The sequence below is a fragment of the Desulfomicrobium macestii genome, from assembly GCF_014873765.1.
In the GTDB taxonomy this organism is placed as follows: domain Bacteria; phylum Desulfobacterota; class Desulfovibrionia; order Desulfovibrionales; family Desulfomicrobiaceae; genus Desulfomicrobium; species Desulfomicrobium macestii.
Genome location: NZ_JADBGG010000009.1, coordinates 17209 through 39614 on the forward strand (window position 1 = coordinate 17209; position 22406 = coordinate 39614).

21 protein-coding genes and 1 tRNA gene are annotated in these 22406 nt (G+C 51.9%); 3 read left to right on the forward strand and 19 right to left on the reverse strand.

Annotated elements, in window-relative coordinates:
• The first annotated feature begins 182 nt into the window (after window positions 1–182).
• On the forward strand, window positions 183–2252 hold the full coding sequence (locus H4684_RS07370) for an AIPR family protein (RefSeq protein WP_192623313.1): 2070 nt from the start codon (window positions 183–185) through the stop codon (window positions 2250–2252).
• Between the two features lie 73 nt (window positions 2253–2325).
• Here the strand turns inward: H4684_RS07370 and H4684_RS07375 are convergent, their stop codons facing one another.
• Complete coding sequence (locus H4684_RS07375; protein WP_192623314.1) at window positions 2326–3873, reverse strand: DNA cytosine methyltransferase; 1548 nt, start codon at window positions 3871–3873, stop codon at window positions 2326–2328.
• 88 nt (window positions 3874–3961) lie between these two features.
• On the opposite strand from H4684_RS07375, the gene H4684_RS07380 reads away from it, so the two are divergent.
• Window positions 3962–4387 carry a very short patch repair endonuclease gene (locus tag H4684_RS07380; protein ID WP_192623315.1) on the forward strand — a complete coding sequence of 142 codons (426 nt, stop codon included), beginning with the start codon at window positions 3962–3964 and terminating at the stop codon, window positions 4385–4387.
• Between the two features lie 41 nt (window positions 4388–4428).
• Here H4684_RS07380 and H4684_RS07385 read toward each other — a convergent pair whose 3' ends face one another.
• From H4684_RS07385 to H4684_RS07435, 11 genes are all read right to left on the reverse strand, one after another.
• Window positions 4429–5364: an HNH endonuclease gene (locus H4684_RS07385; protein WP_192623316.1), complete on the reverse strand. Its 936-nt coding sequence runs from the start codon at window positions 5362–5364 to the stop codon at window positions 4429–4431.
• A gap of 311 nt (window positions 5365–5675) precedes the next feature.
• Window positions 5676–7415, reverse strand: coding sequence for a UvrD-helicase domain-containing protein (locus tag H4684_RS07390; protein WP_192623317.1), 1740 nt, complete (start codon window positions 7413–7415; stop codon window positions 5676–5678).
• An 86-nt stretch (window positions 7416–7501) separates the two neighbouring features.
• A complete protein-coding gene (locus tag H4684_RS07395) occupies window positions 7502–9067 on the reverse strand; it encodes a nuclease-related domain-containing protein (protein WP_192623318.1) in 1566 nt (521 codons plus the stop codon).
• A 309-nt stretch (window positions 9068–9376) separates the two neighbouring features.
• Window positions 9377–11554, reverse strand: coding sequence for a VIT domain-containing protein (locus tag H4684_RS07400; RefSeq protein WP_192623319.1), 2178 nt, complete (start codon window positions 11552–11554; stop codon window positions 9377–9379).
• 3 nt (window positions 11555–11557) lie between these two features.
• A complete protein-coding gene (locus H4684_RS07405) occupies window positions 11558–11980 on the reverse strand; it encodes a helix-turn-helix domain-containing protein (RefSeq protein ID WP_192623320.1) in 423 nt (140 codons plus the stop codon).
• Between the two features lie 372 nt (window positions 11981–12352).
• The gene (locus tag H4684_RS07410; protein ID WP_192623321.1) at window positions 12353–13171 is read right to left on the reverse strand and encodes a hypothetical protein; all 819 of its coding nucleotides are present in this window, start codon (window positions 13169–13171) and stop codon (window positions 12353–12355) included.
• A 13-nt stretch (window positions 13172–13184) separates the two neighbouring features.
• Window positions 13185–14048, reverse strand: a complete 864-nt coding sequence (locus H4684_RS07415; protein ID WP_192623322.1) for a metallophosphoesterase family protein — start codon at window positions 14046–14048, stop codon at window positions 13185–13187.
• Window positions 14045–14728, reverse strand: a complete 684-nt coding sequence (locus H4684_RS07420) for a metallophosphoesterase family protein (RefSeq protein WP_192623323.1) — start codon at window positions 14726–14728, stop codon at window positions 14045–14047. The genes H4684_RS07415 and H4684_RS07420 overlap by 4 nt, the downstream gene beginning before the upstream one ends.
• Window positions 14725–14994: a hypothetical protein gene (locus H4684_RS07425; RefSeq protein ID WP_192623324.1), complete on the reverse strand. Its 270-nt coding sequence runs from the start codon at window positions 14992–14994 to the stop codon at window positions 14725–14727. The genes H4684_RS07420 and H4684_RS07425 overlap by 4 nt, the downstream gene beginning before the upstream one ends.
• Entirely contained in the window at window positions 14969–15820 is an 852-nt protein-coding gene (locus tag H4684_RS07430; RefSeq protein ID WP_192623325.1) for a DUF6088 family protein, read from the reverse strand. The genes H4684_RS07425 and H4684_RS07430 overlap by 26 nt, the downstream gene beginning before the upstream one ends.
• Window positions 15821–15837: 17 nt before the next feature.
• Window positions 15838–16560, reverse strand: a complete 723-nt coding sequence (locus tag H4684_RS07435; protein ID WP_192623326.1) for a metallophosphoesterase family protein — start codon at window positions 16558–16560, stop codon at window positions 15838–15840.
• A gap of 153 nt (window positions 16561–16713) precedes the next feature.
• Here H4684_RS07435 and H4684_RS07440 point away from each other — a divergent pair, with 153 nt between their 5' ends.
• Complete coding sequence (locus H4684_RS07440; RefSeq protein ID WP_192623327.1) at window positions 16714–16941, forward strand: helix-turn-helix domain-containing protein; 228 nt, start codon at window positions 16714–16716, stop codon at window positions 16939–16941.
• Window positions 16942–17158: 217 nt separating this feature from the next.
• On the opposite strand, the gene H4684_RS07445 is transcribed toward H4684_RS07440, so the two are convergent.
• The 7 genes from H4684_RS07445 to H4684_RS07475 all read right to left on the reverse strand — a co-directional run bounded on the left by H4684_RS07445 (window position 17159) and on the right by H4684_RS07475 (window position 22395).
• Entirely contained in the window at window positions 17159–18349 is a 1191-nt protein-coding gene (locus tag H4684_RS07445) for a tyrosine-type recombinase/integrase (protein WP_192623328.1), read from the reverse strand.
• A 187-nt stretch (window positions 18350–18536) separates the two neighbouring features.
• Window positions 18537–18612 (reverse strand) — tRNA-Ile (locus H4684_RS07450).
• Window positions 18613–18640: 28 nt separating this feature from the next.
• Window positions 18641–19558 (reverse strand): NAD(P)/FAD-dependent oxidoreductase, encoded by a 918-nt coding sequence (locus H4684_RS07455; protein WP_192623329.1) that lies wholly within the window; start codon window positions 19556–19558, stop codon window positions 18641–18643.
• Window positions 19559–19622: 64 nt separating this feature from the next.
• Window positions 19623–19874 (reverse strand): hypothetical protein, encoded by a 252-nt coding sequence (locus H4684_RS07460; protein WP_192623330.1) that lies wholly within the window; start codon window positions 19872–19874, stop codon window positions 19623–19625.
• The gene (locus tag H4684_RS07465; protein ID WP_192623331.1) at window positions 19849–21258 is read right to left on the reverse strand and encodes a hybrid sensor histidine kinase/response regulator; all 1410 of its coding nucleotides are present in this window, start codon (window positions 21256–21258) and stop codon (window positions 19849–19851) included. The genes H4684_RS07460 and H4684_RS07465 overlap by 26 nt, the downstream gene beginning before the upstream one ends.
• 1 nt (window position 21259) lies before the next feature.
• Window positions 21260–21742, reverse strand: coding sequence for an adenosine-specific kinase (locus tag H4684_RS07470; protein ID WP_192623332.1), 483 nt, complete (start codon window positions 21740–21742; stop codon window positions 21260–21262).
• Between the two features lie 182 nt (window positions 21743–21924).
• Entirely contained in the window at window positions 21925–22395 is a 471-nt protein-coding gene (locus tag H4684_RS07475; RefSeq protein ID WP_192623333.1) for an outer membrane lipoprotein, read from the reverse strand.
• Window positions 22396–22406 lie beyond the last annotated feature (11 nt).

The following is a 22406-nucleotide window of genomic DNA, read 5'->3' on the forward strand; positions in this document are numbered from 1 at the left end:
AATTCGTTCTATAGATAGCAAATCTGAAAATTAAAGATCGATATAATAGTATAAATATTTTAATTATCTGGTCGAAAATTTGTTGTAGAGCGCATGAATAATATGAAATATGCTCGCAAATATATTCAGCTATGAAATATATCTGTCCACTATAGTGAAGACAGTTCAGGGGGTAGTCTGTCGTGCAGAACATCGAAGAGGCTTATGCAGAATTGTGGGAAGATATTAAGCGAGAATCATTTGCATTCGGTCAGCCGCAGCAGGAAACTTTTTTCAACATATATGCAGCGATTGCGGCAGAAAATGGAGATTGCCTAGATCTAACCTACACACCCGTCAAAAAGGAAGGGGTGCGAGGGTATCAGGTTGATGGATATGCCCTCGATACGGAGAGAGGAGAGCTTTATCTCGCAATCGTCGATCTGAGAGATGACGAGGACATAGAGCCACTGAATCAGAACCAAGTCGATTCTCTCTACACCAAGGTAGAACGATTCTATAATAATGCTATCAAGTCAGAATACATAAACACAATTGAGGAAACAAGTCCGACATTCCAAGTTGCGTATTCAATTTATTCCGACAATGCGCTCTTCAAAAGAGTCCGCGTAATAATATTCACAAACGCAAAGCTTGCTTCAAGAAAGAAAGGTGTTGATTCAAAAGAAGTTTCCGGTAAAAAATTTATATATAACATTCTTGATTTTTCGAGGTACATCGACATTGTCATGTCTATGGGTACTCCTGAGCCGATAGAAATCGACATTGAAGATGAATTTCAGACAACACTTCCTTGTCTTAAGGCGCATACAGGGGGCACGGAATATGCCTCTTATCTAGTAGTCATGCCTGGAAATCTTCTTTCCAGACTCTATGAGGTCTACGGTGCAAGGCTTCTAGAGCAGAACGTCAGAACGTTTCTACAGGCTAGGACGAAGATCAATCAGGGGATCATCACGACCATCGAAAAGTATCCCCAGATGTTCTTTGCGTATAACAATGGCCTTACTGCAACCGCATCTGGAGTTACGACACAAGAGCTGGACTTAGGCGGTACGGCTATAAAGACCATAAAAAACCTTCAGATTGTCAACGGCGGGCAGACGACAGCTGCAATCCTGTATGCAAGAGACAGTAAAAAAGCAAATCTTGATAATGTATTTGTACAGATGAAGTTGAGTGTGATTTCGGAGGATCGCGTCGAGGAAACCATTCCAAAAATATCAAGGTATGCCAACTCTCAGAACAAGATCAGTGAAGCCGATTTCTTCTCAAATCACCCATTTCATATCGAAATGGAGAAGATTTCCAGACGACTTTCAGCTCCGCAAAAAGAAGGGGCATTTGCTGCATCAAAGTGGTTCTATGAAAGAGCCAGAGGGCAGTACAAGAACAAGTTCGCTTACGGGAAGCCATCAGACAAGCGTAAGTTTGAAACAGAGTTCCCTTCAGATCAAGTTGTCACGAAGACAGATCTTACTAAATATGCACTCACATTCGATTGTCAGCCACACCTTGTCAGTCAAGGGGCACAGAAGTGCTTCATGCATTTTGCTTACATAATCGGAAAGGACTGGGAAGAAAACTCTAACAGTTACAACGATGGGTATTTCAAAGATGTCATAGCTAAGGCCATTGTCTTTCGGTGGACAGATAAGATGGTTGCACAGTCACAATGGTATCAGGACGACCGCGGCTACAAGGCTCAGATTGTCACCTATACGATTGCGTGGCTGGTTAATTACCTCAAGGTAGGCTTCAATCATTATCTGGATCTTCCGCAGATCTGGAATAAACAATCCCTTTGCGATGGCCTGAAAGCTGCGCTCGAGAAGGTGGCTCCACAGGTTTACTTAAAAATTAAAGACGCTCCTTCAAATGTAAAAAACCTGAGCGAATACTGCAAAAAGCAGGTTTGTTGGGCGGCGGTCTCCAGTCTAAAAGTCGATCTTCCGGGTGCACTGAAGACAGCGCTTATTTCAGCTGATCAGCTGAAACTGATCAAGAAAGACAGCATAGCGGTCAAAAAAATAACCAACGAAATTGAATTTGAGACCAGATTACTTGCGCTTATGCCTTTGATGGATGAAATCATGCAGTTTGCTCGTTCTAGAAAACTCCTTTCGCCGAAGACTCTTGCCGCTCTCAGTAAAATCAATTCTGGAAACATCATGATAAGCGCCTCCGAGAAAAATGCTTTGGAGTTTCTTTTCAAACGCATGAATGAAATGGGATATGAATTTAATGTGTAGCTTTTTAGAATTATTAAAAATTCGTGATAATTTTGTAACCACCTCATAAAACAGGGCCATTGAGATCTCGATTTCACCCTTCGAGGAGGTTGTGGACAATGGATGCAATTTGTTTAGCTAAATACGGGGGAACAGCATTGCCAACTTGAGTATACTGACTAGTTCTCGAACCACAAAAAAAATAATCGTCGGGAAATGTTTGTAGTCTTGCAGCTTCTCTTACAGTTAAGCTCCGACACTGAAGTGGATCTGGATGTATATAGTAATGCCCATCTTTTGATATGTGACTCGTAATAGTTGTAGATGGTAAGGACGCTAATTGGACTCGAAACCTGTCTGCAAACTTTCCAGAATTCCAGTTTTCGTGCTCAGGAGCCAGCCCAGGTAAAGAAAAATCACTTTCACCTTTTGGAGATCTGTTAAACACTTTGGCAAATACAGAAGCAAATGAATATCTTCTTAAATCAGAAATCATATGAGACTTACTTTCGTGATTAAAGCACGTATCCGGCCAAATACCACGCAGCCATTTTTGGAGATCAGGCGAAATTTTTTTTGAGAAATTGAGCTTAGTTTTCTTTTGAGCACAGCGATTGTATTTTTTAGTGGCAACTAAAAAACCAGTTTCATTCAATTCTTCTGCAAAGATATGCATTCCAGCTTTCTGCGCATATTTGGATAAAGCCCATAGTTCACGAGCAACATATGAATGCCATTTTGCTTGATCGTCTCGTTCTCTGGTCAAGCCACTGCGCAATTTTGGAAGGTCTGACAACATGCTTGAAACAGATGGTGGTTGATGGAAATTTAATAGATTTGGCTTTTTACATATGTCATTACGGACTCCAAGGAGAATTACTCTGTGTCTAGTCTGAGGAATTCCATAATCTTCTGATTTAACGATGTAATCAGATGTGTCAAAGTCGGAAATATCCATTCCTTGTTCATAGCATGTTGGTTTTACAATTGAATAAATTCTGTAACCAGTGCAATTATTTTGGCAATCTGGATCTCCACCATTGGCTAAATCGTTCAGTATTTTAAATGCTATATATTTTCCTTCAATTTTACACGAAAGCATGCCTCGCACATTTTCCATAATAAAGACAGCAGGCTTGTATTTATTTAATACTTTCAGATACTCTTGATACAAAAAATGTCTTTTGTCGCTTGAGGGGTTATACTTTGCGTTACCAAGATTGCGTACGCGCCCGACAACAGAGTATGCTTGACATGGTGGTCCGCCTATCAATACCCATTTGTCAGTATTAAAAAAGCGTGTATCAAGATTTTCATATAATTTAAAATCTCCATCTTTGCTTCCTAGTTCTAGGCATAGAGCTTCATCATTTGCCTTGATCCAAAGTGGATATGTCCTTGAATTGTAGGGATAAGCAACTTGTCCAAGGCAATACTGATACAATTCAGAAGTGTCTTCTTGGTTGCGTATTAAACTTCTATAAAAAGATCGAAGGCGTAAGGTTGCGTGTGCATGTGGATCCATCTCTGCCGAAAGGATGATTTCAAAAGGACAAGATTGCGAATCGTCAACATAGGCGGAAAAGCCTTCTCCTAAACCACCAGGTCCGGCAAAGATATCGACAATGGGTATTGTTTTCATTAATTTGGTTGGTTTGTATTGTGACCTTTTATAACAAGGGGTCAATTGCCAAGATTGAAATGAAAAAGCAACAAGGAAAAGTGCTGATATGGCAGATGTAGTGGATTCAAAAAAAAGAAGTGAAATGATGTCTGCGATTAAACAAAAAAACACGAAACCTGAACTCACCGTTCGTAGATACTTTCACTCAAAGGGCCTAAGATACAGGCTTCATAAGAAAGACCTGCCTGGAAAGCCTGATTTAGTTTTCCCCCAAAAAAAGTTAGTTGTATTTATTCATGGATGTTTTTGGCATAGACATGAAGGATGTTCAAAGTCATACATACCAGCTTCAAATTTTGATTTTTGGAATAAAAAATTCAATGACAATATAGCAAGAGATAAAAAATGTAATTCCCAATTGAAGCAGCTAGGCTGGGAAGTTATCGTAATATGGGAATGTCAAATAAACGAAAAAAATTTAGATTTTTATGTTGAAAAAATACAAAATACAAAAACAAATCATGTTAAATAAAATTATGATCTAAAATGTAGGTTGTGAGAATCGGCTGCGATTTACCCAAGTTTGTACCGATGCCAAGCCAGATTCTCCGTCGCAGGGTAATAGCATTCCCTCTCAGGCAGGATCATGGGCCGGTGCGCAAACTGCTGGATGTGTCCGGGAAGATTGCCGTCCCGTGCTATCGAGCGGGCGATGATGACTCTGTAGTCGTCATCGAAGCCGACCAAGCCGCTGTCGAAAGTCCAGTGGCAGAGCTTGCACAGAGCCAGGCCGTTGGTGGGGCTGTCATCAAAAGAGACGGCCCAGTCTTTGATGTGGGCGGCGTCCACCACGGTGCGACTGTCCGGGGAAATGATGCGGATGCCGCAAAGGGCGCAGCGGTGATCGTAAACCTTGACGATGACCCTACGGAACGCTTGGTCGCGGACGGGTTTTTCCACGGGTTTTTCGTAGGGTGCCGGAGTTTCCCGAAGGAGTGTGGCGGCATAGTCGAAGGCCGAGACCTGGGTATTGGCCAGGTCGAGCAGTGCCTTTTCCAGTGCGGGGACGAAGCAGCGGCGGATCATGTCCAGCCGGGCCGTTGCGCGGGTCAGCGGGTTCTGAAGTAGTTCGAAGGTTGCCTCGTCCAAGGACGCGAAGGCGTATCGCTCCCGCACGTTCTTCCAAGAGGACGGTTCGGTTGCGGGCAGCTCTTTGCCGGGAACCGGATGCAGTGTCCAAAACCCGTCTGTCTGCAGATAGAAGAAGGGCAGGTGGATGCTCGGTCGCAGGCGGTCGGGCAGGATGGCGTTCCAGTAGAGCATGAACGCGTCGGTCAGGTCTTCGTCAGGCGCGATCCGGTTTTCCGTGATCCTGCCGGCATCCATGAGGTCGAGCACGGACAGGAGCAGGAAGGGCTTGTAAGGAGCCCGGCCAAGGGTTTCTGCCGGCCAAGTTGCTCTGTTGGTGTCCTGTCGGATGGCTGGGAACGCGAAGGGTGGCATTGGCATGGGCTTTTTTATCGTCCATTTTAGGAAATGTCAGTAGGGAAGCTTGGAATGTTGCGGCTATTGCATCCTATATTAATGAAGCCCTGCCAGCCCATGACGGTGACGAACCCCGGTCGACACGAGGTAGTGTCGTGGTAAATTTTTCGTCGCGCACGTAAGTCTACAAGGCAATAATCTTCCTTTTGGTATCAAAAAAAGCAGAATTACGTCTTGCCCGTGATCTTCCTAAAAGCGAAAGTGATCGCCTTTATTTGACTATAGGAATAACTTGCCTGTCTCCACATGTATTTTTATTTAATGCTATTTACTTTTTATTTTTCAAAATCAATTTCTTCAAAAAGTTCTGTAGGGACATTTTCAAAGAAACGACAGAAAGGATCATTGCCGACCAAAGTAAGAGATTTTTTTGCTCTAGTCATTGCTACATAAAGAAGCCGTCTCAATATCTGCTCATCTTCTTCGATTTCATTTTGAAGTGATTGATCCAAAAAACGTCCTGGAAAGTTTTTGTCGTCAAGTCCCATAATGACAATATGGTCAAACTCTAGTCCTTTTAGTTGATGGTACGTTGTGACAACTATCCCATTGGTAAATTGACCCAGTTTCGATCCCTTTGCTGTACTCGGAGTGATTCCAGCTTTTTTTAGACCGTTTTGCGCCCCAAAAACCTGTTTTGAGAATGGCATGGCGATAGCTACTGTCGACGTTCGTAATCTACCAAACTTTTCAACAATATACCTGTGACCTCTTTCCCATGATTCTTTCGGGCTATCCCCTTTTATTAGCCCGACTTTAGGTCCTTCTTTATCAGGAAGAATTGGGGGGACATAATCATCTGATTTGGCAACATCTGAGTTTTCTATCACATACATCGCAACTTCCATGATCTGTTTAGTTGTCCTATGAGATCCAGAAAGCTTACGGGAACGGCTGGCGTGAATATCAATCCCAACAGACTTCCACGTAAAGTTACGTTTATATATCTTTTGAGCTAAATCTCCTGCTAGTGTAAGTGAAATCCGTGAAAACGGAGCCAATGCTAGCAGCCAACTCTGGTGAAAATCTTGAACCTCATCAATAAGAATATGGTCATATCTCAAAGTATTTGGGAGTTCCCCGGTCTTATCTAATGCTCTCAAAATAAGCATTCCCGCATTGTCGTAATCTTCTACATTTTCATCACGGAGAGCTTTGTTATACTGTTTAAAAACGCTCCAGACCAGCTTTCTGTCTTCTTCAGACAGCTTAAATACTGTGCCTCTACCTATTCTCTCTGCAAGAAGATATTCTTGCATTTCAAGAAATCCTTGCCCAAATATCCAGCTTATTTCGTCATCCCACCAGTTCAAGAGCGTTCGCTCATCATCAATCTTAAGTAATCGATGGGCTGTGTTATTTTTTGCTTCTTCTTTAAGAATTCTTTGGATATTTTCTGAACGCCATTTTGGGTCAGCCCAACCTCGAAAGTTTTCACCAAGATCACTTGCGGTTTTTTTTGCCCATTCATGGAAGGTGCTGACTTTTACCTGCTTCGATATTTCGGAATTTCGGAAACACCGGTTTATGTAGGCGCATAAAGCAGTATTATATGTCAGAAATAGCAGGCTACCCTTACCCATTACTGATAGGATGCGCCCAGCTCGGGCAGCTAGAACTGTTGTTTTGCCGCACCCTGCTTGGCCGCGGATCAGAAGATTCCCAGTTGGATCAAATTCTATGATTCTGTTTTGCTCTTCTGTAAAAGTAATTTCCGGTATTGAAACTGGTGCTTGTTGACCAGCATCGTTACGGGATTTTATTGTCTTTCCTACACCAGGGAGGCTCCAGAAATGATTTAAATCTTTCTGTGCTTCACCACGAGCCTTCATCCTATACAGAATAGAGTTAATGTCGCTTTTTTCTATCTCAAGTCCGTAGTCATTGACTAGCATGCTCGCAATTTGTTGAGCTTTGATCGGTCCATGTATGCGCAAAATTTCTCGTAATGTTTGTTCTTCGCTAGGTGTATCTTTTTCAGTTTGTTTGCTTTTAAAAATGCTTAAAAAACTCATCATTACTCCAATATAAATACAAGTAGTAAAAATTCTCAAATTTCTAATGTTCTATCAGCCTCTCACCTGTTTGAAATCTGATCGATCTACATTTTCATGAATCCACCTGAGTTTTTAAAAGCGCTCTGAATCCAGGCTTTCGTTTCTGGAAGCGGGCTTTGGGCTCCTTTCTGAACGAACATGCTCGATGTCGCTCGAATGGGCGCAACGTTGCCAGCTTTCGTTATAGAACTCAAGGTAATAAGGGCTTTCTTCGCTTCTGATCCTGGGCCGAATAAGTCTTCGTAGCCCTGCCAGGCAGGTCCCGTGACGATGATGTAACCTAGGTCGGTACGCGGGAGTGTCGTGGTCAATTTTTCGTTCGCCCGAACGCAGGCCCGCAAGGCGAGAGTTTTTGCGTTGGTGTCGAAAAAAAGCAGGATGACATTCTGGCCACGATCTTCCTCAAAGACGAACTTGATCGCAGTTGTAGAATTGTCCGAAGAGACCGCGTGAGTCAGTGGAAATGACAAGGGGACGTTTGAATATGAACGAGATTTTTCGACTTTAGTGTTTTGGGCTGGGTTGAAAACGCTAGTCACGGTGGCCTGCATGGTCTTGTACGCGCCAGTCAGGAGGATTGCGGCCAAGGCGCATGCTGCTAATTTGAGCGTCAGCGCAGGCCACTGAATTTGTTTGGTTGGCGATTGCTTGTGCTGCGAATCCTGGCCGGAAAGAAGGGCTTGCAATGTCCTGGTTAAATCCTTGGGGGCTGCTGCCTGGGCGGACGTGCTGTCGTGAGGTGAATTCGTCTGGACGTGGGCGTAGATGACGCCGCATTTCGGGCATTCGCCCGCGCTAACGAGCAGATCATCGTTTTTTGTGCGTTCATGAAAGCACTTCGGGCAGACAATGCCGCTAGTTTGGGATTGCTGGCCAATCGGGCTGGGTTGTGCCGCTTGGTAGGACACGGCTGCGGCCAGCAGGGGGATAATTTGATCCCTCGCCTGGGCCGGAAAACTCCCGCGCTGCGAAAGAATATACGGTCGCAGGTAGTCGACATTGAGCACGGCCACGCCACGGACCGGCCCTCGAATTTCAACGAATCCCCGCGAGAAGCAAAGAATCGGCTTGATCGAAAATCCGCGCAGCCTCTCTGCGTTCAGGTGGTCCCGGAGCGAGTAGGTCTGGCTCCAGCATTGATTCAAAAAATCCTTGAAGAATTTGCGCCCGTTTCTGAGCAGGACGTCATTTTGCTGAGTGATATTTCCTTTTTGGCTCTTGGTCTCCACCAAGAAGATGCCGTTGGGGCCGAGGACAACATGGTCGATGTTGAAACCGGGGAATTCGAGGTCATGGAAGACGTAGTAATCGTTTGGGAGTTCTTGCAAGGCTTCGGCGACGGCTTGTTCAGCTTTGGCTCCTGTGTCGGCGTCGGAAATCCGTTTTTTAAGCTTGAGCCCAGCTTGTTCAAGCGACTTGATGGAGACGAAATAGAAGACAGCGACCCCGACACCCCAGTTAAGGTGCCCATGTGTCAGCAGATAATAAGCGACAGGTATCAGCAGCAGTGACGAAAGCATGGGTAGGGCGATACGAGAAAGCATATCCTTGTATCGCGAATTTCCCATGGCAAAAGCACTTTTGCCAGCTGATCCAAAGACCTGAGCCATTTCCTCCTCACCCTCCTGGAGCATTTGCACCTGAAATGTGCTGCACATTTTATTGCAGCCATTTTGATAAGCCTCAGCTGGACGAAAGTGTCAAGAATTTTAGGATGTAAGACATGCTGGTCGGTGTTGTTGGATTCTTGTCAAAAAATGGCGTTTGTCAGACGCCAGTCTAATCAGAGTGTCTCCAATACGCCTTTTTAAGGATTTTATGTCTTGAATATTGGGCATCGTCCCAGGCAGTTGGGATGATATCCGGTCCCGACACCAAAATTGGCCGTCCAGCGAATACTGGACGGCCTTGAGGGGTGCCTAGAAATTGTCGAGGATATCCTCGACTGAGGTTTTCAGCCTCGGAGCAACCGCAAACGTACTCAAAGCCTGACGCAATAATCTCGTGTCATCCCGCTTGATAGACCCATCCCTCTTTGCAGCCAACAGCGCCAGCGTAAGTGAGATTGCAGTCTCTGTTGCTTGAGATGCTTTGGCATCCGTTTGGGCGGTCGCTATGCCAAGGAGTGTGTCTCGCAGCAAAGCGTTGAGGGCGTCGACAATCTCTTCCGGGATGCCCCACGCTTCAAGCATTGCGAAAGTGATGACCAAATCCGGCTGATGTCTGATGGCACTGATGGCCTGTTCGAGGAGACGCGCGATCCATGTGTTTTCTGATGGCGCGCTGACCGGCAGAAGAGATGAATACTCTGCGCCGGAGTCGCGAATATATGACGGCGCGTACATGTTTGGCGTTACGGCCATGATGCTCTCATGCGTGACCATGCCTCCCCACCCACGCGGAATGTTATGCTCCACCGTACGCAATTGCGGCAGTCCCCCAGATTTCTCAGATTCGGCCCTTTCCAGCACGGCCAGGAAGTTGGTGAAGGGGCTCATCAGGTTGTACTCGACCGCCAGCGCCGTCGCCTCGTCTTCCGGCAGGGACTCCAGCTTCATGGCTGCCGCGAAGCGGGGCAGGGCGTTGGCGAGGGCCAGGGATTCCTTCACTTTGGTCTGCTGCGACATGGAGCCGTCCGCAGTGTCGAACCTGAAGGAGACGGTCTTGGGCGGGGTTGCGAACCAGGCGCAGCCGAGCACCATGTCGCCATCGAAGACGGCCGGCAGTTTCTCCGGGCAGACGGCCAGCGGCTTAGCCCCACCGAAATCAAAGGCCGGGTTTTGGGCGGGGATGAGGGTCATGCGCTTGAAGTGCTCGAAGACCTTCCTGCCCATGTCTTCCTGGACGCTGACGAAGATCGCGTCACCATCCGTTTTTGAAGAGAGGGCGGAGAGGACACCGCGTTCGACGGCGCTGCCCACCCCGATGCAGAACACCCGGTGCCGTTTTTTGGCCAGCTTGCCGGCGACTGCGCCCATGTCCCAGACCTGTCCGTCGGTGATGAGCAGGATGTCTTCGGGCATGCCTGCCGGCGAGGCGGAGTTCAGGGCTTTTTCCAGGGCCTTCTCCATCTCGGTGCCGCCCATGTTGGCGTCCATGGATCTTGTCAGCGTGATGGCGGCTTCAAGGTGCGTGGCGTCGGCCGGTTCCTGCCTGTTGAAGAGCGCGGTGCAGAAAGACCCGAAGAGGATGATGTTGAAATGGTCTTCGGGGCGCAGGCGGTCCAGGGCCCGCAGCAGGGCCTGCCTGGCCTGGAGGATGGACTCGCCGCCCATGGAGCCGGAGCAGTCGACCACGATCTTGATGCTCCTGGCCGGAGCCGGGGCGCTGAATTTCGGGGTGAAGCCGGCGAGGACGACATGCCCGCCCTTGTCCGGTGCGCACACGGCAAAGGACCTCGGCATATCCTGCGCAGTGAAGGCCATGATGAAGTCGCGGTCCATGGCGGTCGTCTCCGCCGAGAGCGAGATTTCGACGCGGCCAACGTCCCTTTTCATGACGGTCTTGTGGGCCGGGGTGAGGATGTCCGCAGCGGCGAGGCACCCTTCGATGCCAATGTGCAGGCTGAACCTGTTGTCAGCCAGGAGACTGTGCCCCGGGATCTGGTGCGGCGCCAGGCCGCGCGCGACCGGATCGCCGTAGAGGGGAGCCAGGGTCGTTGGCAGCTCGTAGCGTACCTCGTCCGCCTTGGGGCTCAGAACTTCCAGGAATTCGACGCTGACCACGGCCCTTTCGCCGGGCATGATGTTGCCGACGTTCAGGCTGTACAGCCCGGAGTCGAGCCGCTCCAGCATGATCGGGGAGTCGCCGTCCGAGATGGCGTCTTCATAGCGCTCCTGGGCCTCCCGCTTTTCCACGGCGATGCCTTTGAGCTCCCTCTGCCCGATCACAATCCCCAGATCCGTGAGCACGCCGTCAATGGGCAGAGCAAAGGTGTACACGGCCTCGATGTTCACGTCTTCGCAGTTGACGAAATGATACTCCATGCGCGTGCGGGCCAGGTAGTCGCGAATGTCGACGCGCACGTTCGCGCTCTGCAGGAGGACATTGCGCGAGTCGATGGTTTTCAGGGAGGGGGCTGATATCTCGGAATACATGTTTCACTCCTTGGGGTTCATGGCCGACACCAGGGCGGTGATCTGTCCTGCCAGGTGTCGAAGCTGGTTGTTGTCAAGTTTGAGTTCCGACGGGTCGAGGTGCAGCTCCAGGCCCGGCGCCAGCCAGATCCGTGAGCAGATCCGGATCTCGCCGGGTCGCTGGGCCCGGGGCAGGGCGGCGACATCGGGCCCGGCCAGTTCGCCGGTCATGATCCCGCGAATGGCCTCCAGAGATACCCCGGCCGCTTTCCATTTCTCGATCTCCAGCAGCTGGCGCACATGCTCCCGGGTGTAATGGGCAGCCTTGCGCTGCCCCACCGGGCGGTCCACCAGCCCTTTCTGGATGTAGAACCGGATGTTTCGGGGCGACACCGCGGTCAGCTCGCTGACTTCGTCGATGGTGAGTTTGTTTTCGTGTGAGCTCATGGGGTCTTTATGCGACATTTTTAATGTCATTGTAAAGTGTCGTAAAAAATATTGGCCGTGATTTTGCTCAATGAAAAAAGCGGGATGGAACTTCAGTGATAATTGAATGCCAGTGTCTTTGATGTAAAATTTGGAAACGGCAGGAAACGCCCCCAATGGCGGAGCGGAAGAGGCTGTGCTCAATTTACGGATTGTTGAGCACCGGTTTTATTTAGAGGAGGTTTTTTCGGAGGGGTTTGGAAATGCAGTTTTTTCAAAGATAGCCGAGCGCATTCGATTTGATCACCTCAAAAAAATGAAGTTGAGCAGAAATGCGTCGGCTGTGCCGGCAGGTCTTCCACGCGTTTGATCATTCTCGGATCGTGCGTTCTGTCAATCCTCCATGGCGTCACCCATGGCATCCAACTCCGCAACCGCATCCTTGGTGGCGTGGTAGCCCTTCGCCATCAGATACTTGCGCAAGATCCGGCGTTCCTCTGGCGTCACCTTGAGATCCGGGTGAAGCCGTGTGCGATCGTCTTCGATGTCGCAAGGATACTTTCGCAGTATGCGGTTGATCGTAGCCACCTCCTCGGGATCAATCAAATTCTTTGGGGTGCTCGCCTTGGAAAAGTCATAGACCATCGTGCGCGTGGAATCTTTGGGCTTTTGCGCAGGGCCTGTGCCTGCTGGTAATGAATTCATCTTTTTTGCGTAAACCTTGCCCACGGTCAGCCCGTCCGCATCGGCCCAGTCCATGTGCGGGAAGTTGGGCGGGAGGTGTCCATGTTCGGCGGCGGTGTGGGCCACGGTGTAGCCATCGAAATCTGCCAGATCCCATCTGTTGAAATCAGGGGGGAGGGCGCCGTGCGAGGCTGCTTCGTGGGCCACGGTCCATCCCCTCAGGTCGCGGATCTCCCAGTGGATGAAGTCGGGTGGCAAGTGCCCGGTTCTGGTCGCCTCGTGGGCCACGCTCCAGCCGTCGACATCCGCCAGGTACCATCTGTCGAAATCAGGTGGAAGGGTGCCGTGTGAGGCTGCTTCGTGGGCCACGGTCCATCCGTCGGTGGCGCGGAAGACGTTGGGTGGCAGACAGACGGATCTGGCCGCCTCGTGGCCCACGCTCGAATCGTAGGGGTGCCTCAATCCCCATTGATCGAAGTCCGGTGCCAGAAGCCCTTTGCGGGCCAGATCGTGATAATCAACGGGCATGGTAATTCTCCTTTTATCGTGCTTTCCTGCTTTTCAGGAAGGTATCAAGAATCAGGATGCCTTCTTCCTGCAAGGCGTTCAGGTCGGGGGCCGTAAATCGTGTGCACCCTTCCAGGCCGACGAATTCGCCTTGGTACATCTTCCTTCTCGGGTCGTATCCCATCGCCGCCATGTTTCCGCCGGGATAGGCGGCAAGCCAGAAGAGCCCATCCTTTGGCTGGAGCCATTCAATCATCATGCCCGACATGCCGACCCCGGCAACCCGGACGCCTCCATCAATCATGGCGTCATAACGCTCGTGGTGATGGCCATGAATGTGAATCCTGGCCTTGAGTGCGCGTGCCGCGTCACCCAGGATCCGGTAGCCGAGTTTGTGGGACTCCGGGGCCTCGTGGGTCACGAGTACATCGACGCGGGTTTTGCTGGCAAGGCGGGTCATAAAGTTCAGGTCTTCCGGAAAGATGGTCGTGTGATCCTGCGGGGCAAGCTTCTTGTCCTTGCGAATCAATGCCAAGCTTTGGCGAGTGTCCTGGGGGCGGACGTGGGGCAGGTCGCTCAACGTCGTCTGCCGGTCAACGCCCAGGATGTTGGACCGGAATGTGCCGCCGAGTCCGGCGATGCGCAGGCCCTCAATCTCCACCACGCGGCAATGCAGGTTTCTGTCGGCCATGGGGGCATGGTGAGCGAGGTATTCGGGATCGTCACTGTCATGGTTGCCGAATATCCACCATGTCTTTGCCGCGATCTCCGTGCCGAGGATGGACGCCAGATCGTCGAGGGGTTCCTGGTCGCCCAAAAGGATGACTGCCCTGGCTGATGCCGCAGCTTCCAGAATGGGCTCAAAGTCGCCGTGACAATCTCCGACGAAGAGTATCATACCCGCTCTCTCAGACCTTGGCCCAGCCAGAAAAAACCTTCGGCGGTTCTCGCCATTCCGATGCCCTCGACGCGGATTCCGCCTGTGATAGTGGCGCTGTAGCGTTCGTGGTGGTGCCCATGAATGAGCATCTTGACGCCCATGGCGCGGGCAATGTCGCCGAGGAGTGGGAAACCGAGCGCGTGAGACTCGGGGGCCTCGTGCGTGACCAGCACGTCCACTTGCCCCTTGAGCTGCAGCAAGGCTGTCAGATCGTCAGGAAAGATGGAAGTGAAGTCCGCAGGGTATGACCTTCCGCCGCGCCGGAGCTTAATCCACGCCTCTCTGGCGTCTTGTGGGCAATTTAAATCTACTTCGTGCAGCCTCGTCGTTTGATCTATTTCGAATTTTTTTGCGCGAAACACGCCGCCAAGGCCTGCGATGCGCACGCCCTCGATTTCCACTACGCGGCAGTGCAGGTTGCGGTCAGCCATTGGCGCGTGATTATCGAAATAACACTGGTAGTCACTGTCATGGTTGCCATAGATCCACCATGCCTTCGGGGCCAAGCCAAGCCCTAGTTCCACCGTCAGGTCGTTCAGTGGTTCCTGGTCGCCCAGCAAAATGACTGCTGAGGCCTCGCTGGCCTCCTCGATGATGGGCACAAAATCCCCGTGACAGTCGCCCGCAAACAGAATCATACGCCCCCGCAGTTTTTCAGATTTGGTCCCCAGGTCTCCCGCCCGGGATCCTGCACCCACCTCCACCATTCCCGGTAGCACAAGTCGTCAAAGGGGCTCTCAAGGTTCTTTTCATAGCCCGCGACTTTGCGCAGGTCCTCCATGATTTCAGCATCATCGAGGGCGGCCCTGCGCAGCTCGTTCCAATCTTCCTGTCGTCCCCGGGTGATGCAGGAATCAATGGCTGCCGGGGTCCACACTTCATGGTTCAAATGTCTGTGCTTCATTTCTTCTTTTCTCCCACCGCCGTTTCCACGCCTTGTAAGTCCTTCCAGGGCCAAGTAATTTCCATTTTTTAAGATTTGGCAGGGAATCTTTGAGCCCTACATGGTATTCGGTTTGTGGGTTCAACGTCGCTTTAAGTACGGATCGAAGTCGTTTGTATCGTGCATGCTCAAGCATTGCACCCAAGACAGCCCGCACGCGTGGCGGGTAGTGCAGGGCGTATTCAACCAGCTTTTCGACCCTGTGTTTTTCAAACCGTTTGATGATCCACAAGAGACGCCTCACAGCGTCGTCTGGCGATGCGTCTTGGATATGTTTTATATCCTTTATTGAATCTAAAATCATGAGTAAGGCACAATCAGCACCATCAGGAATTTCTTTTAATGTCGAGCGCACATATCTGATACGAAGACGGCCCAACCTTCTTCTGTAATGTTTGGTCGGATGCGCAATGGTAACAATCATCGGAATTTGTGTTGAAATTCCAAGCGCATTGTGTGCGTCGAGACCTGTGACATATACATTGCCTAAAGAATTTATTCTCTCTGCGTCAAAGATCGGGACTGCACCATATTTGTTCCAATCAGGCCGGTAGAAATTTGCAGTGTATGCTCTTTTGAGCTCTTCGCGCTTGACGAGCTGCGATAAAGCCTGGGTAAGGGCTTTACGCCTGGTCAGTGCCAACTCCCCGAAGGCTTCGTAGCCAAAGATCTCCCCAGTGGAGAACTGCTTTATTCGCTGCCGCACGACTTCGATGACGCTTTCTTTTTTCACAACAAAACCTCGCAGCCTGCCTTTCACCGTGAGAGGGTAGTCCGCAAGAGACATATTCTGTCCCTACAGGACTACCCTTCAAGTTCCACCCACCACTTGTCCCCGAAGCCTTCGGCGCTTAGGGCCTGCCATTCGCAGCCCTGGTCTTCCCCGTGTGCGCTGAGGTGGAAATGCCCGAAGAACCACCTCCGGGGCTGGAACGCTTGCAGAACAGAATCCAGGAGGGCCACCGTGGGGTCCTCCAGTCGTGCCTGATCAAACTTGTTCTTCGGGAGCTGCCGTAAGAATCGCGCAGGTCCAGTGTGCGAGATCACGATATCAACGCGCCCCCCATGGGCCGCAACTTGCGACCGGGCACGATCAAGATCCTCGACAGTGGGCACCTCTTTCGCCCACCAGTCGTCGCCTTCGGTTCGACCTTCCCTGTCGGTGGACATGCCTCCCCCGAAGAAGAGGACGTACCTGCCGTCTGGTAAAGTCAAGACTGAACCCCTTGGCATGTAGAAACAGCCGGGAACCGGAATTTCCAGGGGCTGCCCTGGGGTTGCCTTCATGCGCTCTTGCAGGTCGTCGTGATTTTCGTGATTGCCGTCGCACCAATACAGCGTCGCCCCGCCCAGCTTGACGGAGTATTGATCGAACCGACGATTTCTGCTGATCTTGTCCGTGCCGTGGCGGTGCGGCCACCATCCAAAGTCGCCACATTGCAGTATGATGTCGGGCCGTTTCTTGTTGCAGAACCTGTTGAGCGCCCCAAAGTCAGCGTGGATGTCTCCGATGACGATTGTTTTCATAGCTGTACGTAAAAATAGTTTTTTTTGGTGAGTTATCGCCAATGTCAGCACGAACTGGGTGCTGATCCTGTTGTCATTAGTAATATATTACGTTGGGCTTGTCAATAGATTTCCGCTAGTCTCACCCAAAATAATCAGGACGGTGGTGGGGTCATGTCAATTTACGATATTCGTTCGGAGACAACAGGAATTACAAGTAATGTGAAGCGAATCATGGAAGAGAAAAAAATATCCATAGTAGCGCTTTCAAATGAAACAAAGTTGTCCACCAAAATTATTGAGCGAGCCAGAACAAATCAAATCAAATTATGTAAGCTTGAAACTCTTGCAATAATTGCCAAGGGATTGAATGTAAAAATAGTTGAATTGTTCGATGAATAATTCACAAATATAATGATTTAAATTTATATTTTAATATAAACATTAGTGTAAAATTTAAATAAAAAATTTGTGTATAGTAAATAGTATTTAATAATAGTTTTTTATATAAACTGTGAAGGATTTTTGAACAAAAAAAGCCCCGGGCAAGCCCGGGGCAGGGGGAGAGACTATCGCGTCTATCCACGTTGTCAAATATTAGCAGTCATCGCAGGAGATGTCACTCGTTGACCGTGAAAGGCAACACCTTGCGGCCCTGACCTGCCTTCAATTCGTCCAGATAATCTGCCCATAGTTGCATCATCTTCCTTCTTTCATCGAGAAACTTGGTTCGATTGTAGGCGCGTCCAAGGGTGTCGGGCACTGCATGCGCAAGTTGGTGCTCAATGATGACTGGATCGATGCGCAGGCGTTCATGCAGAAGCGTTCGGGCTATGGCGCGAAACCCATGGGCCGTGATCTCGCTTTTCGTGTCGTAACCGAGGCGTCGAAGGGCGGCATTGATAGCCGCCTCACTCATGGCCTTCGACTTGTCTTTGCCACCATTCGGGAAAACGTACTGGCCGACCTTGGGCAACTCTCCCAGCAATTCAGATGCCTGGATGGCCAGGGGGACGATGTGCGGATTCCGTGTCTTCATTTTTTCTGCCGGAATGCACCATTCCCGGCCGGACAAGTCCAGTTCCGACCATTCCATCTTTCGAAGTTCCCCAGGACGTACAAAAAGCATGGGGGCAAGCCGCAGAGCGACGCGCACATGGGGTGTTCCGGTAAAAGCCTCGATTGCACGCAGCAGTGCTCCGACTTCCGTCGGGTCGGTGAGGGCGGGGTAGTGTTGAACCCGAGCGGGAGGGATCGCTCCAACCAGATCCCCTGCCGGATTGCGAGTTGCGCGACCGGTCGCGATTGCATAACGGAATACCTGTCCGATTATTCCGCGTGTTCTGTGTGCGAGGTCTACCGCTCCCCGGGCTTCGATGCGCCGCAAGAGCGCAAGGATCTCGGGGGGCTCAAGGGTGTCCATTGTGCGACTGCCGATGAAGGGAAACACGTTTTTCTCCAACCCGAGCATAATCTTGACAGCATGTGACTCCGCCCAGCCTGGGGCTTTTTTGGAATACCACTCCCGGGCGATCTTTTCGAGGCTTTCGTCTTTTCGTTGTGCCTTGGGCGGCAGTTCGCCACGGCCCAGAGCGATCTTGAACTCGTCTTTCTTGAGTCTGGCTTCATTAAGGGTGACAATGGGGTATTTGCCAAAACTCGCCAATTTTTCTTTTCCGTTCTCTCGATACTTCAATCTCCACAACTTTGATCCGGAAGGTGAGACGAAGAGGAAGAGACCGTCCGCGTCGTAAAGTTTGTACGCCTTGTCGGATGGCTTTGCTGCTCGAATCTGTGCGTCTGTAAGCATTGGATACCCCCATTTTTGACTCAAGATACCCCATATGGGGTGAGATACCCCAAATTGATACCCCAAAAATGAGTTTACACACTTAGCAGCAAAATGAAAGATGCTGAAGGATAATGAATATAAGGACCCGGAATAGTTTGCGATTGGCGAAAAAAAGCCCGCATTGCGCGGGCTATTTTTGTGTGAATGGTGGGCCAACCAGGGGTCGAACCTGGGACCATCCGGTTATGAGCCGGGGGCTCTACCAACTGAGCTATTGGCCCTCTCGTGAGGAGCAACGGTTGTTAAGTCCTACTTCGCTTCTTTGTCAAGAAGTGTGCGGCGTCTCTCCTTGACGTGACTGATGGCCGCGCGTCCGGCCAGGGCGCCTTCGCCCACGGCCACGCTGATCTGCAGGAAGCGGCCCACGCAGTCTCCGGCCGCGAAGATGCCGGGGACGTTGGTTCGCTGATCCCGGTCCGTTTCGATGAACTGACCGTTGCGTACGAGGCCCAGGCTGTAGGCGAAGTCGCTGGAGGAGGCCTGTCCCATGGCCACGAAGAGGCCCTGGGCGTCGATCTGCTCGCCGGATTCAAGGTGAACCTTTTCAAGTCCGTTATCCCCGGCCAGGGTGGCGATCTTGCCTTCAAACACGGGAATATTGCTTTCTTCCAGGCGGTAGAGGAACTCCTCGCTGATGGACAGCTCCTTGCCTTGTGAGCAGACTTTCACGTCCGGGGTGTATTGCAGGAGTTCCAGGGCCTGGTTGGCGGCGAAGTTTCCCTCTCCGACAACCATGACCGGCTTGCCGCGCATGAAGAAGCCGTCACAGCTCACGCAGTAGGACACGCCCTTGCCTTCATAGTCGGCCAGGTTGGAGATGCCGGGCCTGATGCGGGACACGCCGGTGGCCAGGATGATGGACGCGGCTTTGATTTGCTTGTCCTCGGTCTTGGCCACGAAAGCGCCCGCGTCATCCTGATGGATGCCGAGCACGCGGTCGCAGCGGATGTCGGCCCCGAATTTTGCGGCCTGGGCCTTGCCCCGTTCGATCAATTCCTTTCCGGTTATGGTTTCGGTGAAGCCGAAGTAATTGTCTATTTCATAATCGCCGGCCACCTTGGGGGCGCAACCCAGAATCAGGGTGCGCATGCCTGCCCGTGCCGTGTAGATGGCGGACGAGAGACCGGCGGGACCTTGGCCTATGATGAGGATGTCGACGCTTTCCATGATGATTCTCCTTTGCTTGTGGCAGGTCAGATAAGGACGGATGGAGCGTGAGGCAATGCGTTTTTCAAATTTTGCAGTGGCACTCGGTCAGGCAGTGGTGCATGGCCTGGCCGAGCGCGATCATGTTCACCGGCTTGGGAAGGATCCGGCAGACGGCATGGTGCGAGCAGGCGATGCTGCCCAAGGGCGAGGCCGTGACCAGCATGATGCGGATGGCCGGGTTGAGCTGCCGTACGGTCGCGCAGAGGTCGTCGAGGCTGTTTGGGGGGCCGTCGTCGGTCAGGATGAGGTCAAAACCCAGGGGCTCCTCCTGCACGATGCCGCAGCCCTGCGCCAGAGTTTCGGCCTGGCGGACCTGATAGCCGAGTCTGGTCAGGCAGGAGCTGATGGAGGCGCGTACCTCGGGGGTGTGATTCGATGACCAGGATGCGCTCGGCATTGCCCCGGATGTCCGGGATGGTCAGGCATTCGACGCAGTCCGGAATCCGCCCCCGGTTGGCGGGCAGGCAGACCCGCGCAGTGGTGCCGCCTGACTGGTTCCGGGAGAAGAGCAGTTTGCCGCGCAGCGTCTTCACGATCTTCTGGGTGACAAAGAGTCCAAGCCCGGTCCCTTCGTCCCTGGGCTTGGTGGTGAAGAAAGGCTCGCACAGTTTGGGCAGATCCTCTTCCGGTACGCCGGGCCCGTTGTCGCTCACGCTGATGACCACGAGCATGCTCTCGGGATCGGTGATCATGATGTCCGTCTGCGGCTCGTCGTACCCGACGGCCGAGATTTCGATGCACGGCTCTTCCGTGTCCGCGAGGGCATGGATTGCGTTGTTGGTCAGATTCATGAGAATCTGCTGCATATGGACAGGGTCGCCGAAAAGCGTGCCCAGATGATGGTCCACCCGGGTCTTGACCTCGATGCGCGAATTCGTGGTGCCCCGGATGATGTCCAGCGTTTCAAGAATGGTGTCGCGCACCGAAAAATGGGTGAATTCCTCGTGCATCTTGCCGGTGAAATGCAGCACGCTGCGGATGAGCGAGGTGCCGCGCTGGCAGACGCGCAGGATGCGCTCCAGGTCTTCCGGGTCCGGGGTCTCGCACGCCCCGACGGAGCCGCGGATGAGTTCCGTGGAGAATACTATGGAGGAGAGGATGTTGTTGAAGTCGTGGGCCATGCCTCCGGCCAGGGTGCCGATGATGCCCAGCTTCTGCTGCTTTATGAACTGCTGCTCAAGTTCGCGGTTGGCCTTTTGCAGCTCCAGGGTGCGCTGCTGGACCTGGCGTTCGAGGTTGAGTCTGTAATCCTCGTTTTCGCGGATCAGGGCCGCCCGTTCCAGGGCCTTGTCCACGGCATGCAGCAGGACCGTGGGCGAGACGATGGGTTTGACCAGATAGTCCCAGGCCCCAAGGCGCAGGGCCTCCACCGCTTCGTCCAGGCCGCCCTCGCCGGAAACCACCAGCACCGGGGTGCGCGGAGTTTCGCCGGACAGCCTGGCCAAAAGCTCCAGGCCGTTCATGACCGGCATCTTCAGATCGACGATGAGCAGGTCTGGTCCGTGGGCCTGGAACATGTCCAGGCCTTCCTGACCGTTGCCTGCCTCCAGGATCTTGAAGCTCCGGGAGCGCAGGCTCGCTCCGGTGGTGGCGCGGATGAACGGATCGTCGTCCACCACCAGAACGGTTTTGGCTCGTTTGGGCTGGGCCGCCGACATGTCAGAACTTGTAGCCGATCATGCGCAGGAATTTCGTGCGCTTCTCCTTGTCTTCCTGGGTCTCGACTCCCTTGGAAGCAAATCCGTCTACCACGCCGAGGATGCCCCGGCCCTGGTCCGTCTGGGCCACGATGACCTGGACCGGGTTGGCCGTGGCGCAAAAGAGGCGCACCACTTCGGGGACGTTCTGTATGGTGTTGACCACGTTGACCGGGAACATGTCGCGCATGAACAGGATGAAGCTGTGCCCTGCGGAGAGCGCCTTGGCGTTTTCCGTGGCCAGTTCGATCAGTTCGGGGTCCGTGCCCGTGGTCCGGATCAGGCAGACATCCGAGGCTTCGCAGAAGGCCAGTCCAAACTTTGCCCCGGGCACGGTGTTGACCATGGCTTCATGCACGTCTTCCACGGTCTTGATGAAGTGGGACATCCCCAGGATCAGATTGAGGGCGTGCGGATTCTTGATGGGTACGAGCGAGAGCTCCATCTTCATCTCCTGACAAGCCGCTCAAAAACGGCAATCTGCTGCGTCAGCGAAAAAAAACCAGACCTCGCATCAGCTTAATACACTGCGCGCCCTGGATTTTTTCGCTTCCTTGCATCTTACCATTTTTGAACGGCCTGTGAATTTTGTATTATTGAGCAGTCAGCCAAAAGCGTTCGGGAAAGTTACTTCTGGACCCTGGACGAGCCGTCGTTGGCGCGCAGCACGCGCACCCTTTCACCGGCATAGAATTCCATGTCGGCTTCCTGAACCACGCTCAGGATCTCGCCGGTATCCAGTTCCACCGTGATTTCAAGCGCGTTTTTCCTGGTCACACCCTCTTCGGCCAGGGCGCCTGCGGCCGCGCCGCCCAGGGCACCGACTACCGCGCCGAGCACCTGGCCCCGGCCGCCGCCGACCATGCTGCCGAGCACTCCGCCGGTGACGCCGCCGCCCACCGCGCCGATTCCGCTCTTGGTGCCTTCAAGCTGCACTGCGCGTACAGATTGCACGGTTCCGTAATTGACCCGCATTTCCTGCATGGCTTGGTCACGGGAATACACCTGTGCCGAACGGCTGGAGGCGCAGGACGTGAGCAGGCCGGTGCTTGCGATCAGGAAGAGGCAAAGAATGAGCAATTTTTTACTATGGCGCATACGAAGCTCCT

Excerpts from the sequence above, each read along its gene's own strand:
- H4684_RS07435 (WP_192623326.1), bottom strand. The coding sequence starts at position 16,560 with ATGAAAACAATCGTCATCGGAGACATCCACGCTGACTTTGGGGCGCTC.
- H4684_RS07395 (WP_192623318.1), bottom strand. The coding sequence starts at position 9,067 with ATGGCTCAGGTCTTTGGATCAGCTGGCAAAAGTGCTTTTGCCATGGGA.
- H4684_RS07420 (WP_192623323.1), bottom strand. The coding sequence starts at position 14,728 with ATGATTCTGTTTGCGGGCGACTGTCACGGGGATTTTGTGCCCATCATC.
- H4684_RS07440 (WP_192623327.1), top strand. The coding sequence starts at position 16,714 with ATGTCAATTTACGATATTCGTTCGGAGACAACAGGAATTACAAGTAAT.
- H4684_RS07385 (WP_192623316.1), bottom strand. The coding sequence starts at position 5,364 with ATGCCAATGCCACCCTTCGCGTTCCCAGCCATCCGACAGGACACCAAC.
- H4684_RS07400 (WP_192623319.1), bottom strand. The coding sequence starts at position 11,554 with ATGTATTCCGAGATATCAGCCCCCTCCCTGAAAACCATCGACTCGCGC.
- H4684_RS07430 (WP_192623325.1), bottom strand. The coding sequence starts at position 15,820 with ATGTCTCTTGCGGACTACCCTCTCACGGTGAAAGGCAGGCTGCGAGGT.
- H4684_RS07405 (WP_192623320.1), bottom strand. The coding sequence starts at position 11,980 with ATGAGCTCACACGAAAACAAACTCACCATCGACGAAGTCAGCGAGCTG.
- H4684_RS07375 (WP_192623314.1), bottom strand. The coding sequence starts at position 3,873 with ATGAAAACAATACCCATTGTCGATATCTTTGCCGGACCTGGTGGTTTA.
- H4684_RS07415 (WP_192623322.1), bottom strand. The coding sequence starts at position 14,048 with ATGATACTCTTCGTCGGAGATTGTCACGGCGACTTTGAGCCCATTCTG.
- H4684_RS07390 (WP_192623317.1), bottom strand. The coding sequence starts at position 7,415 with ATGAGTTTTTTAAGCATTTTTAAAAGCAAACAAACTGAAAAAGATACA.
- H4684_RS07445 (WP_192623328.1), bottom strand. The coding sequence starts at position 18,349 with ATGCTTACAGACGCACAGATTCGAGCAGCAAAGCCATCCGACAAGGCG.
- H4684_RS07475 (WP_192623333.1), bottom strand. The coding sequence starts at position 22,395 with ATGCGCCATAGTAAAAAATTGCTCATTCTTTGCCTCTTCCTGATCGCA.
- H4684_RS07410 (WP_192623321.1), bottom strand. The coding sequence starts at position 13,171 with ATGCCCGTTGATTATCACGATCTGGCCCGCAAAGGGCTTCTGGCACCG.
- H4684_RS07455 (WP_192623329.1), bottom strand. The coding sequence starts at position 19,558 with ATGGAAAGCGTCGACATCCTCATCATAGGCCAAGGTCCCGCCGGTCTC.
- H4684_RS07380 (WP_192623315.1), top strand. The coding sequence starts at position 3,962 with ATGGCAGATGTAGTGGATTCAAAAAAAAGAAGTGAAATGATGTCTGCG.
- H4684_RS07425 (WP_192623324.1), bottom strand. The coding sequence starts at position 14,994 with ATGAAGCACAGACATTTGAACCATGAAGTGTGGACCCCGGCAGCCATT.
- H4684_RS07465 (WP_192623331.1), bottom strand. The coding sequence starts at position 21,258 with ATGTCGGCGGCCCAGCCCAAACGAGCCAAAACCGTTCTGGTGGTGGAC.
- H4684_RS07470 (WP_192623332.1), bottom strand. The coding sequence starts at position 21,742 with ATGGAGCTCTCGCTCGTACCCATCAAGAATCCGCACGCCCTCAATCTG.